Here is a 15043-nt window from a genome sequence, read left to right as displayed (position 1 = left end):
CCGCCGGGTTACAGCCAGTTCTTGCGCTTGAAGTACAGGTAAGGGGCCAGGCCCGCCAGGATCATCAAGGTGATGGCGCCCGGGTAGCCGAACGACCATTTCAGTTCCGGCATGAATTCAAAGTTCATGCCGTAGCTGGAGGCCACCAGCGTAGGCGGCAGGAACACCACCGACACCACCGAGAAGATCTTGATGATGCGGTTCTGTTCGATATTGATGAAGCCCATCGCCGCCTGCATCAGGAAGTTCACCTTCTGGAACAGCGATTCGTTGTGCGGCAGCAGGGATTCGATGTCGCGCAGCACTTCACGCGCCTGCTCCAGTTGGCCGGTCGGCAAACGCGCCTTGCGCACCAGGAAGTTGAGCGCGCGCTGGGTATCCATCAGACACAAACGCACCTTCCAGCCGATATCTTCCAGCTCCGCCAGCGTCGACAGCGCGGCGTCGTATTCGTCGCCCTGATGCCCTTCCATGATCACCCGGCTGAGCTGTTCCAGATCGCTGTAGATGTTCTCTATCTCGTCCGCCAGCTGTTCAATCTTGGTTTCGAACAAATCCAGCAGCAGTTCGTAGGCGTTGCCTTCGAGCATGGTCTGGTTGCGGGCGCGCATGCGGTACAGGCGAAACGCCGGCAGTTCACGCTCACGCAGGGTATACAGGCGGCCGTCGCGGATGGTGAAGGCCACCGTGGAGTTGCCGGCGTGATCTTCCGCATCTTCGAAGTAGAAGAAGGAGTGGATATGCAGACCGTCTTCGTCTTCGAAGAAACGGGCGGAGGCTTCGATGTCGTCCAGTTCGGGACGCGTCGCCAGGCTTTGTCCCAGCTCATTCTGCACGCGCTCACGCTCGCCCTCTTCCGGCTCGACCAGATCAACCCACAGCGATGACGTGAGATCATCCGAGTCGTCCAGTTCCAGACGGGACAAGCGGCGGTTATCTAATTTAAAAGCGCTCAGCATGTGCCAAAACTCCGTGAAGGTAACGGGTGCGGACAACGCGTTGAAGCACAGAAACAGAGGGGATGCGTATCACCGATTGTTTCAGACCATGAAGAGATCTGACTCATAGCGACGCTTTGCGGGGTCGCCGACAACCACGAAGGCTATCAGCAAAAACGGAGAGCCTTAGAAGTTATACCTGCGGCGCAGGTCAGTGAGCCAGTATCTACTGGGTGTGTCCAAGGCGTCTGTCCTCAATGATAATAGTGCGCGCATGTTACGCCGAGAAGAAAAAGCCTGTCAACACGTTAGGTGGGATAATTGCGCAACAAATCATCACGATGATCAATGGCAGAAATGGCGCTTAAACCGTACTGAAAAAGTCGCGGCGATCGCTTACCGCCACCAAGAATGTTGCTAAGATGACATCACCCTAATGGTACGACAAGCATGCGGATTTAAACGATGAAACAGATTACCGCCCATGAACTGACCGCGATGAGCGAACAGGCCGCCAGCGTGCCCCGCCTGCGCGCGCACCGCACCTTACACGAAGAGCTGAGCGACCCGGTGCAACGCCTGGCGATCGCCATGGAACCCGGCACCTATATCCGCCCGCACCGCCACCCGCAAACCTGGGAGCTGCTGACGCCGCTGCGCGGCCGTTTTGTCGTGCTGCAGTTCAACGATGACGGCGTCGTGACGCAGCGCACCCTGCTCGGCGAAGAAACCAAAGTGCTGGAGATGCCGGCATTTACCTGGCATGCGGTGCTGTCGGTCGATGCCGGCGGCGTGGTGTTCGAAGTGAAGCGGGGTCCGTATCAGGCGCTGACCGAAGAAGACTGCATGCCGTGGGCGCCGCAGGAAGGCGGCGAAGGCACCGAAGCGGTGATGCGCTGGTATGCCACCGCGCAGGTCGGCGATCGCTACCCTCACTGATGATGAACGATTGCAGGGGCTTAAACTCCTGCAAATCGCCCCTCTCTTATACCGTTTCCAGCCGAGCGTAGGCCGCCACCAGCCACTTGATGCCTTCGCCCGGGAAGGCGATCTGCAGCCGGCTGTGCTCGCCGCTGCCTTCCAGATTGACGATGGTGCCTTCGCCAAACTTGGGATGGCGCACGCGCTGACCCAGCTTGTATCCGGTGTCGTTCTCGCTGATCGGCGTGCCCATGCGGCGGTGATTGACCGGCCGCGATACGCTGGCGCGCAGGCGCACTTCTTCCACGCACTCCTCCGGCAGTTCGCCGATAAAGCGCGACGGCCGATGGTAAACCTCTTTGCCGTACAGACGGCGCGTTTCGGCGTAGGTCAGCGTCAGCTTCTGCATGGCGCGCGTTACGCCCACATAGGCCAGACGGCGCTCCTCCTCCAGACGGCCGCCTTCATCCAGCGACATCTGGCTCGGGAACATGCCTTCTTCCATGCCGACGATAAACACCAGCGGGAACTCCAGCCCTTTGGCCGAGTGCAGGGTCATCAGCTGCACCGCATCCTGATAGGCGTCGGCCTGGCCTTCGCCCGCTTCCAGCGCCGCATGCGACAGGAACGCCTGCAGCGGCATCAGATCCTGATCTTCTTCCTGATAGCTGAACTGGCGCGTCGCCGTCACCAGTTCCTCAAGGTTTTCGATACGCGCCTGCCCCTTTTCGCCCTTTTCCTGCTCATACATGATGAACAACCCGGAATCGCGGATCACCCGGTCGGTCTGCACGTGCAGCGGCATATCGGCGGTTTCATGAGCCAGCGACTCCACCAGCTCGATGAAGCGCTGCAGCGCCGACGCGGCGCGGCCGGCCAGAACCTTGTCCTGCATCAGTTCGCGCGTCGCCTGCCACAACGTCAGTTGGCGATCGCGCGCCGCCTGGCGCACCACGTCGAGGGTGCGGTCGCCGATGCCGCGCGTCGGGGTGTTGACCACGCGCTCGAAGGCCGCGTCGTCGTTGCGGTTGGAGATCAGGCGCAGGTAAGCCAGCGCATCCTTGATTTCCTGACGTTCGAAGAAGCGTTGGCCGCCGTAGATGCGGTACGGCATCGCCGTCTGCAGCAGCGCCTCTTCCAGCACGCGCGACTGGGCGTTGCTGCGGTACAAGATGGCGCAGTCGTTCAGCGCGCCGCCGTTGTCTTGCCAGGTCTTGATGCGGTTGACCACGAAGCGCGCTTCGTCGAGTTCGTTGAAGGCGCAGTAGAGGGAAATCGGCTCGCCTTCGCCGCCTTCGGTCCACAGGTTTTTGCCCATGCGCCCGTCGTTGTTGGCGATCAGGGTGTTGGCCGCTTTCAGGATGTTGCTGGTGGAACGGTAGTTCTGCTCCAGGCGGATGGTTTCCGCGCCGGGGAAATCCTTCAGGAAGCGCTGGATGTTTTCCACCTGCGCGCCGCGCCAGCCGTAGATCGACTGGTCATCGTCGCCGACGATCATCACGTTGCTGTTGCCGCCCGCCAGCAGACGGATCCAGGCGTACTGGATGCTGTTGGTATCCTGGAATTCGTCCACCAGCACGTTGGTGAAACGCTCGCGGTAGTGGTTGAGGATATGCGGCTTGTTCAGCCACAGCTCGTGCGCGCGCAGCAGCAGCTCGGCGAAATCCACCAGCCCCGCGCGATCGCAGGCTTCCTGATAGGCCTGGTAGATGCGCAGCCAAGTGGCCTCCACCGGGTTGTTGTAGGTTTCGACGTGCTGCGGGCGCAGGCCCTCATCTTTCTTGCCGTTGATGTACCACATCGCCTGACGCGGCGGCCACTGCTTCTCGTCGACGTTCAGCGCCTTGATGATGCGCTTGAGCAGCCGCAGTTGGTCGTCGCTGTCGAGGATCTGGAAATCCTGCGGCAGGTTGGCCTCCAGGTGGTGGGCGCGCAACAGACGATGCGCCAGGCCATGGAAGGTGCCGATCCACATGCCGCCTTGGCTGGTGCCGATCAGATGTTCGATACGGTGACGCATTTCCGCCGCCGCCTTGTTGGTGAAGGTCACCGCCATGATCGAATACGGCGAGCAGTTCTCCACCGACAGCAGCCAGGCGATGCGATGCACCAGCACCCGCGTCTTGCCGCTGCCCGCTCCTGCCAGAACCAACAGGTTGCTGCGCGGCGCCGCCACGGCTTCACGTTGTTTTTCATTCAGGCTGTCGAGCAGATCGGAGACGTCCATAGGCACCACTAATGGTTAAGGGAAAACCCGCCGGTGACGGGTTTTTCACTGGAAATTTATACAGAGTTCTGGCAGGGATTATAACAATGCTGTCAGCGATGCCAACTGCGAAATCTCAATATGCGGCAGCAGGCGGCTGTCGGCGGCCTGCATCAGGCAGCGTTGCCGATCGTTGATCCAACACGCCTGCAGCCCCGCGCGCAGCGCGCCGGCGACGTCGGTAGTCAGATCGTCGCCCACGTGCAGGATCTGCTCGGGCGCCACGCCCAGCCGTTCGACGGCCAGGTGATACATGTCTTGGTATGGCTTGGCGCGCCCGTCCGGCCCGGAACGCAACACGAACTGGAAGTAGCCGTCCAGGCCGCACTGCGCCGGATCGGCGTTGCCGTTGGTGATCGCCACCAGCGGGTAGCGCGCGGCCAGAGCCTTCAGCGTGGCGTGGGTCGCTTCCGGCACCTCGATGCGGCTGCGCCACAGCGCGAAGTTTTGCATCGCCGCATCGGCCCCGATCGCCGCTTCGGCGTCGCGCAGCCCCTGCCGGCTCAGCGCCAGATGAATGGCGCGCCAGCGCCACTGGGTGACGTCGTGGTAGATCTCCGGATCCTGCTCGCGCAGCTCCTGGCGCAAGCGGTGGAAATCCGCCGACTGGAAGCTGTTCAGGCCGGGATGGTAGCTCTGCAGGAAGGCCACCGACTGCTGCTCGGTTTGCCGGATCACCGGACGGTTGTCATACAGCGTGTCGTCCAGATCGAAAGTCAGCGCCGCCAGCGGGCGCAGCGGGCGATAAAAATGCATCAGGATTTCCCCCGTTTGGCGCGCGGATGCGCGGCATCGTACACGTTCGCCAGATGTTGAAAGTCGAGGTGGGTATAAATTTGCGTGGTGGTCAGGTTGGCGTGGCCGAGCAGCTCCTGCACCGCACGCAGATCGCCGCTCGACTCCAGCATGTGGGTCGCGAAGGAGTGACGCAGTTTGTGCGGGTGAATATGGCTGTTGACGCCCTGTTTCACGCCCCATTCGGCGAAGCGCTTTTGCACGTTGCGCGTCGAGATGCGCCGCCCCTGATTGGACAGGAACATCGCGTCATCTTCCGGCCCGAACAGATCGCGCATCGCCAGCCAGTGTTCCAGCCAGGTGACGGCAGTGCGCCCGATCGGCAGTTTACGCTCTTTGCTGCCTTTCCCCATCACCCACACCTCGCCGGCCGCCATATCGACATGGCGGCAATCCAGCCCCACCAGCTCGGAGAGACGCAGGCCGGCGCCGTACATCACCTCCAGCATGGCGCGATCCCGCACCGCCAGCGGATCGTTGAGATCGATCTCCAGCAGCTGGTTCATTTCATCGACGTCGATATTTTTCGGCAGATGGCGACCGCTGCGCGGCGTGCGGATGCCTTTGGCCGGGTTGGCGTGCAGCACGCCCTGGCTGACCAGCCAGTCGAGGAAACTGCGCAACGAAGAGAGCCGCAGCGCCAGGCTGGCGGACTGCAGGCCGGCGCGTTTGCTGCGCGCCGCCAGCATGCGCACCCGGGCGGCGTCCAGCGCCGCCCAGTCGGTGACGCCGATCTCCTGCGCCAGGCGCATCAGCGCCGCCAGCTGGCGTGAATAGCTGAGCTGCGTCAGTGGGCTAAGTTGCCGTTCTACCTTGAGATAACGCAGAAAAGCGTCCACCGGCTGCTGCAGGCTGGGCGCAATCGGCGTCATGCGCGTTCGATCCAGCGTTCCAGCAGTTCCGGCAGCATGCGCGCCAGTTGATTGAGCATCACCGTGCCCATGCCCTGCTGATAGTGTTGCGTATCGCGGCTGCTGAAGATCACCATGCCCAGCTCGCCGTCATCGCCCAGCATCGACAGCGCCACCGAACCAATCTGGCCGATCTGTTTGGCCTGCGGCAACAGCAGCAGCAGTTCGGGGCCGTTCAGGCCGCCGAGGTAGTGTTGTTCGCTGCCCAGCCGCTGGATGCGGAACGGCTCGAACGCCGAACGCGTCAGCGCCAGATGGGTGAAATCGGAAGGCGCGCCGATATTCCAGCGCTCGGCGAACAGGCGCACCGTGGCGCCGGCCAAACCGAAGCCGCGCGCCCAGCGCTGCAGCCGGTTGAGCATGTCCTGCAAGCTGTCGGCGGTGGCCAAATCGGCCTGCAGGTGCAGCAACCGGGCGAACAGCCCTTCGTTAGCGCTGGCCTGCTCCATCAGCAGCGTGATCTCTTCTTCCAGCCGTTCGATGTGATTGCGCTGGCGGGCCAGATGCCATTCCACCAGCGAAACGGTGCCGCGCACCGGGTGCGGCACGCGCATCTGCTCAACCTGGCGCGCGTTGCGAATAAAGAAATCCGGGTTCTGCAGCAGGTACTGCATCACGGTGTCGTCATCCAGCGCCAGGCCGGCGACGCTCTGTTCTTCTACGCTTTTCATAGATGAATAAATCCGTCATAGACATGGGTTGCCGGACCGGTCATAAACAGCGGGTTGCCCGGCCCTTTCCAGCGAATATGCAGGCTGCCGCCCGGCAGTTCTACATGCACTTCTTCTGACAGCAATTCCTGTTGGATCCCCACCGCCACCGCCGCACAGGCGCCGCTGCCGCAGGCCTGCGTTTCACCGGCGCCGCGCTCATAAACGCGCAGCTTGATGTGATCGCGGCTGACCACCTGCATAAAGCCGATGTTGGCCCGTTCCGGGAAGCGTTCATGCCCTTCCAGCACCGGCCCGAGCAGCTCCACCTTGGCGGTTTTTACGTCGTCCACCTGCAAAACACAATGCGGGTTGCCCATCGACACCACGCCGCACAACACGGTATGTTCCGCCGCGCGCATGATGTAGGTCTTTTCAGCCTTGGCGGCGCGGAACGGCACCGCCTGCGGGTCGAAATTCGGCTCACCCATGTTGACGCACACCAGATCGTCGTCGGTGACGCTGAGCACCATGCGCCCGGTTTGGGTGCTGACGCGGATGTCACGTTTGTTGGTCAGCCCTTTCAGCCGCACGAAACGCGCGAAGCAACGCGCGCCATTGCCGCACTGCGCCACTTCGCTGCCGTCGGCGTTAAAAATTCGGTAGTGAAAATCCAGTTCGGGATCGTAAGGCGGTTCTACCACCAGCATCTGGTCAAAGCCGACGCCCAGGTGCCGATCGGCCAGCCGGCGGATCAGCTCAGGTGAAAAATAGACATTCTGTGTAACGGCATCGACCACCATAAAGTCGTTGCCCAGACCGTGCATTTTGGAGAACTGCATATCATACTCCGCTATCTGGACGCGCTATCCGTCTTGATTTTACGGCGGCGCTCGCCACCGCAAACAGGGTGTTACTGGGCAACCATCGACGGTTTTTGCTGAGAGCCAGACTGCTCCTGCTGGTTCTTTTGCACCTGATCGCCCGTTTGCACCGGCGGCTTGGCCGGTTTCTGGCTGGCGGGATCGGCAGGCGGGAAGTAAAGCGGGCCTTTCAGACCACAGCCGGCGAGGCCGGTAACCAGAACTGCCATCAGCGCATAGCGTAGTTGTTTTTTCATTTGCATTAATGCCTGTAATTCATGCGTCCAAGGTCTCTATAATCGCAGGTGGATCATGAAAAGCAATAGGAATTGAATATGAACGACAGCGAGTTTCACCAGTTGGCCGACCAGCTGATGCTGAATATTGAAGAGACACTGGACGATTTTGACGGCGATGCGGACATCGATTACGAAACCAATGGCGGCGTGATGACGCTGAGCTTCGAAAACGGCACCAAAATCGTCATCAACCGCCAGGAGCCGCTGCACCAGGTGTGGCTCGCCACCAAGGCCGGCGGTTACCACTTCAACTACCGCGACGGCGTTTGGCTATGCGATCGCAGCGGGCAGCCGTTTTATCAGCTGCTCAGCGAAGCGGCCAGCGCGCAGGCCGGCGAGGAACTGCATTTTTCCTGAAGCTAAGCAGGGCTCGGCAACCGAGCCCTTGCGGCGTCAATGCAGCTGGAACTGCTGCTTCAGCGGCTGAGCGGCGCCGTCGGCCACCGTCACGCACAGGCTGGACAGCACGTTGCTGCGGAACGGGATCACCTGCGTGCGCCCGTCGAGCTGCACAATCTGATAGAACTGCGGCAGATTGAAGTTGATGAAGCTGGAGCCGTAAGTGAAGCGATCGTGCGACGAGGAATAGAAGCGGCTAACGTCGCGCACCAGCTCCTCTTTACTGCCCTCGCAGTGGTGATACACCTCAACCCGATTCGACTCATCCAGAATATAGATGTTGAAGCCCTTGTCGTCTGAGGTGTCTTCGAAGAAGAACTGGATGATCCCCTCGCTGGCGAAGCCATCCACCACCGGCGGCAGATGCACCTGATCGGTTTCCACCTTGATAGACAGGCCATGCAGCTTGTTGTTGGAGATGGCGCCGTAAAACTCCACCGCATTCTCCAGCTTTTGCACCGATACGCTCAAGCGCTCGAAGAACAGCCCCCAGGTCTGCCCGGCGACGCGCACCGCCTTGAAGCGGCCGGGTTCCAAACGGGTACTGGACAGGCGCAGCTCGATGCACTCCGACACCAGTTGCTGGATACGGGTGCGGATCAGGCCGCGCAGGTGCTGGCTGTAGCAGAACACTTCCACCGATTCCGGCGGCGCGGCGTCCTGATGCATTTTGCCGAGAATGGTTTTCAGCGCTTCCAGCACCGACTGCTCACCGCTGAAATGCAGGGTGCGCACCTCGTTCCAGGAGTTGCGGTACAGCAGATCGATGCTGCCCACCAGACACTGCTGCTGCTGGCCGAAGCTGAACACGTCCAGCTTGCGGAAATCGAAGTGCACCACCTGATTGCGGAAGGCGGCGGTCGGATCGTTTTCCAGATTGACGATGATCGCCAGATGGCGAATCTCGCACGGGCTGTACAACGCTTTCGGCGTCGGCGCCGGCAGGCGCAGCGGGAAGTGATGGGAAACGTCGGCCACCAGCTCCTGCAGCTTGGCGGTGTCGCACAGGTTGCCGCTCTTGATGTGCAGGCGGGTCTGCGGCGTCAGCAGGCCGTTGAAATAGGCCCAGGCCACCAGCTTGTTCAGGTAGCGGTTATATTCCAGCGGCTGATGGCTGACGATCGAATCCATGGCCGGCGCCTGATTGTACAGGTACCAGCCGGTGCGGTTGGCGCGGCCAACCGGCACGTGAATAAAGGTTAAATCGTTTTCCGACAGGTCCGGTGAAATCTGCGGGTTCACCAGCGTCACCTTGCCGGGCAGCGCTTCGAACGCCGCATACAGTTTGCGGGTCAGCACGCCGATATCCTGCGGGCTGGCGCTGACGCTGAGGTTGTTGCGGCGAGCGAAACGGATCAGGTTGCGGTAGCTCTGCATCATCGCGTCGAGCAGTTCGTTATGCGCTTCGCGCACCCGCTCGATTTTCCAGTTGGCGCGGTTGTCCAGCATCGCCAGACGCTCTTCGCTCCAGCCCCACTCGCTGACCAGCTGGCTGAGGATCTCGCGCCGCCAGCCGACGCAGGCCTTGGCCAGCGACAGCTTTTCACATACTTTCAGGTAAAAACAGCGGCGGGCCAGATCGAGGCGGGTGGTGTCGTTGATGTCGGTCAGGTAGCGGGTCACGCGCTCAAGCATCATGCAGTAGGCGTCGAGCCCGAAGCTGACGATCTCGCCCTGATGCAGCCGGTGTTTGATGTCCGTCGCCAGCAGTTGGGTATTGGGGTATTCCCAGGAATAGGCTTCCAGCAGCAGGGTCTTCAGCACCGCCTTGTAAGGCGAATCGATGCTCTTATACAGTTGCCACAGGCTGGCGCCAAAGTACTCTTCCGCCGACAGCGAACTCAGGCCGCCGAGATCCAGCCACTCGTTCGGCGTCAGCGCGCCCTGCGCGTACAGCGACAGCACGTATTCATCGTAGTGCGCTTCTTCTTCGCCCGGCACCATGTTCCACAGGATGCGTTTGCCGGCCAGGCGCACCGCGGTGCGATAGAATTCGTCGAGCAACAGGATGTGCTGCGTCGAGCCGCAATCTTCGCCGCCCAGGCTGCCGCTTTCATTATGGCGGAAACGGTTTTCATCGATCAGGAAGAAGCTGACTTCCACCCCCATCGAGGCGGCCCACTTCTCAAGCAGGCTGCATTTTTGCTGCAGGCGGGTGCGTTCTTCGTTGTCCAGCCAGGACTGGTGGCAGACCCAGATGTCGAGATCCGAGCTGCAGCTTTGGCCGATAGACGAGGTGCTGCCCATCGAGTAGACGCCGGTGATCGGCAGCTCGCCGCTGGCCGGTTTGTCAAACGGGCTGCCCCATTTGTCTTCTAAATCGTTCAGATATTCTTGTTGAGTTTCATCAGGCGTGTAGAGGCAAATGCCGTGGGGAACGTTACCGTTCAGGTAACCCGGCATCAGCGGGTGGTGGTGGTGCAGTAAGGTGGGCAGCAGACTGTATACCCGTTGAAACGCGGGCTTCATAGCCGCCAGGGCGCGATCGACGCGTAGCTGATTGATCGCATCCAGTCTCTGCTTCAATGTCTCGATGTAGAGGTACAAGACGTCTCGCCTGATTATCCCGGTGTTTAGAAAAAAACCCGTATTCCATAAGCGCCGTTAGTGTAAGAAGAATATTTGGCGACTTATTGCTGGAAACGTGATCAATTTAACACCTTGCTGATTGACCGTAAAGGAGGTAACGCTTCACAATTATTGTAGCGCTTCCCTAAACGATTTACCCGCAGTGTTAACTGCCCCAAAGCACATCACACGTCCCTTTGATTCCGTTGTCCTTTTTCCGCCTCCGGCTTCTTGCACTGACAGTATTGGCTCTCAGTGGTAGGATGGATGGCGAAATATAAAAACGGTAACAAGCATGTTAGACAAAATTATTCGAATTGCCACCCGACAAAGCCCGCTTGCACTTTGGCAAGCACATTATGTGCAGCAACGTCTGATGGCCTGCCATCCCGGCCTGCAGGTCGAGTTGGTGCCGATGGTGACGCGCGGCGACGTTATTCTGGATACGCCGCTGGCGAAAGTCGGCGGTAAGGGCCTGTTTGTTAAAGAACTCGAGCTGGCGCTGCTGGAAGGCCGCGCCGACATCGCCGTGCACTCGATGAAAGACGTGCCGGTCGATTTCCCTGCCGGGCTCGGTTTGACCACCATTTGCGAACGTGAAGATCCGCGCGACGCTTTTGTTTCCAATCGTTTCGCCTCGCTCGATCAGCTGCCGCAGGGCAGCGTGGTCGGCACCTCCAGCCTGCGCCGCCAGTGCCAGCTGCGCGAACGCCGCCCGGATCTGATCGTGCGCGACCTGCGCGGCAACGTCGGCACTCGCCTGGCCAAGCTGGACAACGGCGACTACGACGCAATTATTCTGGCGGTGGCCGGCCTGAAGCGCCTGGGGCTGGAGCAACGCATCCGCAGCCCGCTGAGCGCCGAAGAGTGCCTGCCGGCGGTCGGCCAGGGTGCGGTCGGCATTGAATGCCGTCTCGACGACAGCGTCACCCGCGCGCTGCTGGCGCCGCTGAACCATGCGGCCACCGAAACCCGCGTGCGCGCCGAGCGGGCGATGAACACCCGCCTGGAAGGCGGCTGCCAGGTGCCGATCGGCAGCTATGCCGAACTGGATGGCGACAGCCTGTGGCTGCGCGCCCTGGTCGGCGCGCCGGACGGCAGCCAGATGGTGCGCGGCGAACGCCGCGGCCCGGCCGCCGAAGCCGAACGGATGGGCGTTGAGCTGGCGGAAGAGCTGCTGGCGCGCGGCGCGCGCGAGATCCTGCGCGAAGTTTATCAGGGAAATCCGCCGGCATGACGATCCTGGTAACCCGCCCATCGCCTTCGGGAGAGCAGTTAGTGAGCCGGCTGCGCGCACTCGGCCGGGTTGCCTATCATGCGCCGCTGATCGACTTCGCCCCCGGCGGCGATCTGCCGCAGCTGCCGCAGGCGTTGCAACAGTTGAACGCCGGCGATCTGGTGTTCGTGCTGTCGCAGCATTCGGTGAACTATGCCGATTCGGTCATTGGCCGCGCCGGGCTGAGCTGGCCCGCTCACCTGGCTTATTACGCCATCGGCCGCACCACCGGGCTGGCGCTGCACCGCATCAGCAGTTTGCCGGTGGAATACCCGCGCGAACGCGAGATCAGCGAAACGCTGCTGCTGCTGCCGGCGCTGCAAAAGCTGGCGGGCAAACGCGCGTTGATTTTGCGCGGCAACGGCGGCCGCGAACTGTTGGGGTCGACGCTGAGCGAGCGCGGCGCCGACGTCAGCTATTATGAATGCTATCAACGCAGCCCGGTGCACTATGACGGCAGCGAGCAAAGCGCCCACTGGCAGCGCGCCGGTGTGGATACGCTGGTGGTGACCAGCGGTGAAATGTTACAACAGCTCTATACTTTAGTTCCTGATTACTATCGTTCTTCATGGCTGCTGCGTTGCCGCCTGGTAGTAGTGAGCGAACGCCTGGCTACCCTCGCCCGGGATTTGGGCTGGCGTACGATTCGGGTAGCTGACAACGCCGATAATGACGCGCTGATCCGCGCGCTACAATAATCTGACTATGGGATGTGCCACTATGACGGAACAAAATACCCCAGCCGCCCCGGTTGAAGAGCCAACCACCGCGGTTGAGAGCTCCCAGCAGCCAGCCGCTGCCAGCCGCAAAGGCAAGAACACCGGCCCGGTGCTCGGCGCGATCGCTATCGTGCTGGTCATCGCCCTCGGCGCGGGCGGCTATTACCACACGCACAAGCAGGCGCAACAGCTGATCGCCGCCAATCAGGCGCTGCAGCAGCAGCTTGAAGGCGTGAAGCAGAGCCAACAGCAGGAAAGAAATGCGCTGGAAGGCCTGCTGCAGCAACAGGGTAAAACCCTGGACGCCGCCGATCGCGAGCAGGCGAACCTGGCGCGCCAACTGAGCGAGCTGCAGGAAAAAGTGGCGACCATCTCCGGCAGCGACGCCAAAACCTGGCTGCTGGCGCAGGCCGATTTCCTGGTGAAAATGGCCGGCCGCAAGCTGTGGAGCGATCAGGACGTGACCAGCGCCGCCGCGCTGCTGAAAAGCGCCGACGCCAGCCTGGCGGATATGAACGATCCGAGCCTGCTCGATGTGCGCCGCGCCATTACCGAAGACATCAGCACGCTTTCCACGCTGACCCAGGTCGATTACGACGGCATCATCCTCAAGGTCAATCAGCTGTCCAATCAGGTGGATAACCTGCGCCTGGCCGATAACGACACCGACGAAGCGCCGATGGATCAAAACAGCAGCGAGCTCTCCGGCTCGATCGGCGAATGGCGGCAGAACCTGGCCAAGAGCTGGCGCAATTTCATGGCCGACTTCATCACCATCCGCCGTCGCGATACCAGCGCCGAACCGCTGCTGGCCCCGAATCAGGACATCTACCTGCGCGAAAACATCCGTTCGCGCCTGCTGGTGGCCGCACAGGCCATTCCGCGTCACCAGAACGAGACCTACAAGCAGTCGCTGGAAACCGTCTCCACCTGGGTGCGCGCCTATTTCGACACCACCGACCCGGCGACCAAGGCCTTCCTTGAAGAGCTGGACAACCTGAGCCAACAGTCGATCTCGATGGACGTGCCGGATCAGCTGAAAAGCCAGCCGCTGCTCGAAAAAGTGATGCAGACCCGGGTGCGCAACCTGATGACCCAGTCCCCTGCCGCTCATCAGGAGGGTTAAGCCATGTTACGCGTGCTATTTCTGTTCCTGGTGGTGATCGCCAGCGTGGTGCTCGGGCCGATGTTGGCCGGGCATCAGGGCTATGTGCTGATCCAGACCGATAACTACAATATTGAAACCAGCGTCACCGGCCTGGTGATCATGTTGGTGCTGCTGTTCGTGGTGCTGCTGGCGATCGAGTGGATCCTGCGCCGCATCTTCCGTACCGGCGCCCGCACGCGCGGTTGGTTTATCGGCCGCAAGCGCACCCGCGCGCGCCAGCAAACCAAAGCCGCGCTGATCAAACTGGCGGAAGGCGACTACAAGCAGGTTGAAAAGCTGATGACGCGCAACGCCGACCACGCCGAACAGCCGGTGGTGAACTACCTGCTGGCCGCCGAGGCCGCACAACAACGCGGCGATGACTTCCGCACCAACCAATATCTGGAGCGCGCCGCTGAAGCCGCCGACACCGATCAGCTGCCGGTGGATATCACCCGGGTTCGTATCCAGCTGGCGCAGGGCGAGAACCACGCCGCGCGCCACGGCGTCGATCGCCTGCTGAACCAGGCGCCGCGCCATCCGGAAGTGCTGCGCCTGGCGGAACAAGCCTATCTGCGCACCGGCGCCTACGCGTCGCTGCTGGAAGTGCTGCCGTCGATGCGTAAAATCGAACTCCACAGTGAAGAGCAGTTGCAGGCATTGCAGCAACAGGCTTATATCGGGCTGATGAATCAGGCGATGGCGGACGAAGGCAGCGAAGGACTGAAGCGCTGGTGGAAAGATCAGAGCCGCAAGACGCGTCACGAGGTGCCGCTGCAAATCGCGATGGTTGAACACCTGATCGAATGCAACGACCACGAACTGGCGCAGGAGATTGTGCTCGACAGCCTGAAGCGCCAATACGACGAGCGTCTGGTGCTATTGCTGCCGCGGCTGAAGTCCGGCAACCCCGAGCAGCTTGAGAAAGCGCTGCGTCAGCAGATGAAACAACACGGCGCGACGCCGCTGTTAAACAGCACGCTGGGGCAACTGCTGATGAAGCACGGCGAGTGGCAGCAAGCGGCCGACGCCTTCCGCGAAGCGCTGAAACAGCGCCCGGATGCTTACGACTACGCCTGGTTGGCCGATACGCTGGAAAAACTGCATCGTTCGGATGAAGCGGCGCAGATGCGACGTGAGGGACTGATGTTGACGCTGAAACAGAACGGCGGCGAATAACGCCCTGCCCAAGTGAGAAAAGCGCGGCTCCGATGCCGCGCTTTTTTTGCCCAGGGTTTTCTGTGGCGCAAAAAAAACACTTGCCGTATGGCAAGTGTATAAAGAAGCAATC

The 15043-nt window shown here is 61.1% G+C and carries 14 protein-coding genes; 6 read left to right on the top strand and 8 right to left on the bottom strand.

All coding sequences use genetic code 11. The annotated features are described in order from the left end of the window. Positions 1 to 8: 8 nt before the first annotated feature. Positions 9 to 959: a magnesium/cobalt transporter CorA gene (corA, locus tag ACJ8KE_RS19045; RefSeq protein ID WP_004934262.1), complete on the bottom strand. Its 951-nt coding sequence runs from the start codon at positions 957 to 959 to the stop codon at positions 9 to 11. Between the two features lie 444 nt (positions 960 to 1403). Here corA and ACJ8KE_RS19040 point away from each other — a divergent pair, with 444 nt between their 5' ends. Further along, positions 1404 to 1877: a WbuC family cupin fold metalloprotein gene (locus tag ACJ8KE_RS19040; protein WP_016929492.1), complete on the top strand. Its 474-nt coding sequence runs from the start codon at positions 1404 to 1406 to the stop codon at positions 1875 to 1877. A 46-nt stretch (positions 1878 to 1923) separates the two neighbouring features. Here ACJ8KE_RS19040 and uvrD read toward each other — a convergent pair whose 3' ends face one another. The 6 genes from uvrD to lptM form a co-directional block, all read right to left on the bottom strand. Then, positions 1924 to 4086, bottom strand: a complete 2163-nt coding sequence (gene uvrD / locus ACJ8KE_RS19035) for a DNA helicase II (RefSeq protein ID WP_025304874.1) — start codon at positions 4084 to 4086, stop codon at positions 1924 to 1926. A 78-nt stretch (positions 4087 to 4164) separates the two neighbouring features. Then, positions 4165 to 4881, bottom strand: a complete 717-nt coding sequence (yigB, locus tag ACJ8KE_RS19030; protein ID WP_016929494.1) for a 5-amino-6-(5-phospho-D-ribitylamino)uracil phosphatase YigB — start codon at positions 4879 to 4881, stop codon at positions 4165 to 4167. Continuing rightward, the gene (xerC, locus tag ACJ8KE_RS19025; protein WP_016929495.1) at positions 4881 to 5792 is read right to left on the bottom strand and encodes a tyrosine recombinase XerC; all 912 of its coding nucleotides are present in this window, start codon (positions 5790 to 5792) and stop codon (positions 4881 to 4883) included. The genes yigB and xerC overlap by 1 nt, the downstream gene beginning before the upstream one ends. Then, a complete protein-coding gene (locus ACJ8KE_RS19020) occupies positions 5789 to 6502 on the bottom strand; it encodes a DUF484 domain-containing protein (protein WP_004934247.1) in 714 nt (237 codons plus the stop codon). Before ACJ8KE_RS19020 ends, xerC begins: the two co-directional genes overlap by 4 nt. Next, positions 6499 to 7323 (bottom strand): diaminopimelate epimerase, encoded by an 825-nt coding sequence (gene dapF, locus ACJ8KE_RS19015; RefSeq protein ID WP_004934244.1) that lies wholly within the window; start codon positions 7321 to 7323, stop codon positions 6499 to 6501. The genes ACJ8KE_RS19020 and dapF overlap by 4 nt, the downstream gene beginning before the upstream one ends. Before the next feature lie 71 nt (positions 7324 to 7394). Next, complete coding sequence (gene lptM, locus ACJ8KE_RS19010) at positions 7395 to 7601, bottom strand: LPS translocon maturation chaperone LptM (protein ID WP_116403984.1); 207 nt, start codon at positions 7599 to 7601, stop codon at positions 7395 to 7397. Positions 7602 to 7679: 78 nt separating this feature from the next. Here lptM and cyaY point away from each other — a divergent pair, with 78 nt between their 5' ends. Then, positions 7680 to 8000 (top strand): iron donor protein CyaY, encoded by a 321-nt coding sequence (gene cyaY, locus ACJ8KE_RS19005; RefSeq protein ID WP_004934237.1) that lies wholly within the window; start codon positions 7680 to 7682, stop codon positions 7998 to 8000. Positions 8001 to 8036: 36 nt separating this feature from the next. On the opposite strand, the gene ACJ8KE_RS19000 is transcribed toward cyaY, so the two are convergent. Then, positions 8037 to 10589: a class I adenylate cyclase gene (locus ACJ8KE_RS19000; RefSeq protein ID WP_004934235.1), complete on the bottom strand. Its 2553-nt coding sequence runs from the start codon at positions 10587 to 10589 to the stop codon at positions 8037 to 8039. Positions 10590 to 10905: 316 nt separating this feature from the next. On the opposite strand from ACJ8KE_RS19000, the gene hemC reads away from it, so the two are divergent. The 4 genes from hemC to hemY are packed head-to-tail and all read left to right on the top strand — an operon-like array spanning position 10906 to position 14931. Further along, a complete protein-coding gene (gene hemC, locus ACJ8KE_RS18995; protein WP_004934233.1) occupies positions 10906 to 11847 on the top strand; it encodes a hydroxymethylbilane synthase in 942 nt (313 codons plus the stop codon). Further along, positions 11844 to 12584: a uroporphyrinogen-III synthase gene (gene hemD, locus ACJ8KE_RS18990; RefSeq protein ID WP_028127629.1), complete on the top strand. Its 741-nt coding sequence runs from the start codon at positions 11844 to 11846 to the stop codon at positions 12582 to 12584. The genes hemC and hemD overlap by 4 nt, the downstream gene beginning before the upstream one ends. Positions 12585 to 12606: 22 nt before the next feature. After that, the gene (gene hemX / locus ACJ8KE_RS18985) at positions 12607 to 13731 is read left to right on the top strand and encodes a uroporphyrinogen-III C-methyltransferase (RefSeq protein ID WP_016929498.1); all 1125 of its coding nucleotides are present in this window, start codon (positions 12607 to 12609) and stop codon (positions 13729 to 13731) included. 3 nt (positions 13732 to 13734) lie between these two features. Further along, positions 13735 to 14931, top strand: coding sequence for a protoheme IX biogenesis protein HemY (hemY, locus tag ACJ8KE_RS18980; protein ID WP_004934228.1), 1197 nt, complete (start codon positions 13735 to 13737; stop codon positions 14929 to 14931). The last annotated feature ends 112 nt before the right edge of the window (positions 14932 to 15043 follow it).

Origin of the sequence: Serratia sp. CY56464 (genome assembly GCF_052168435.1) — a bacterium.
GTDB lineage: Bacteria > Pseudomonadota > Gammaproteobacteria > Enterobacterales > Enterobacteriaceae > Serratia > Serratia marcescens.
Note: the sequence above shows the minus strand (reverse complement) of the source record. Positions and strands in the feature narration are given on the sequence as shown.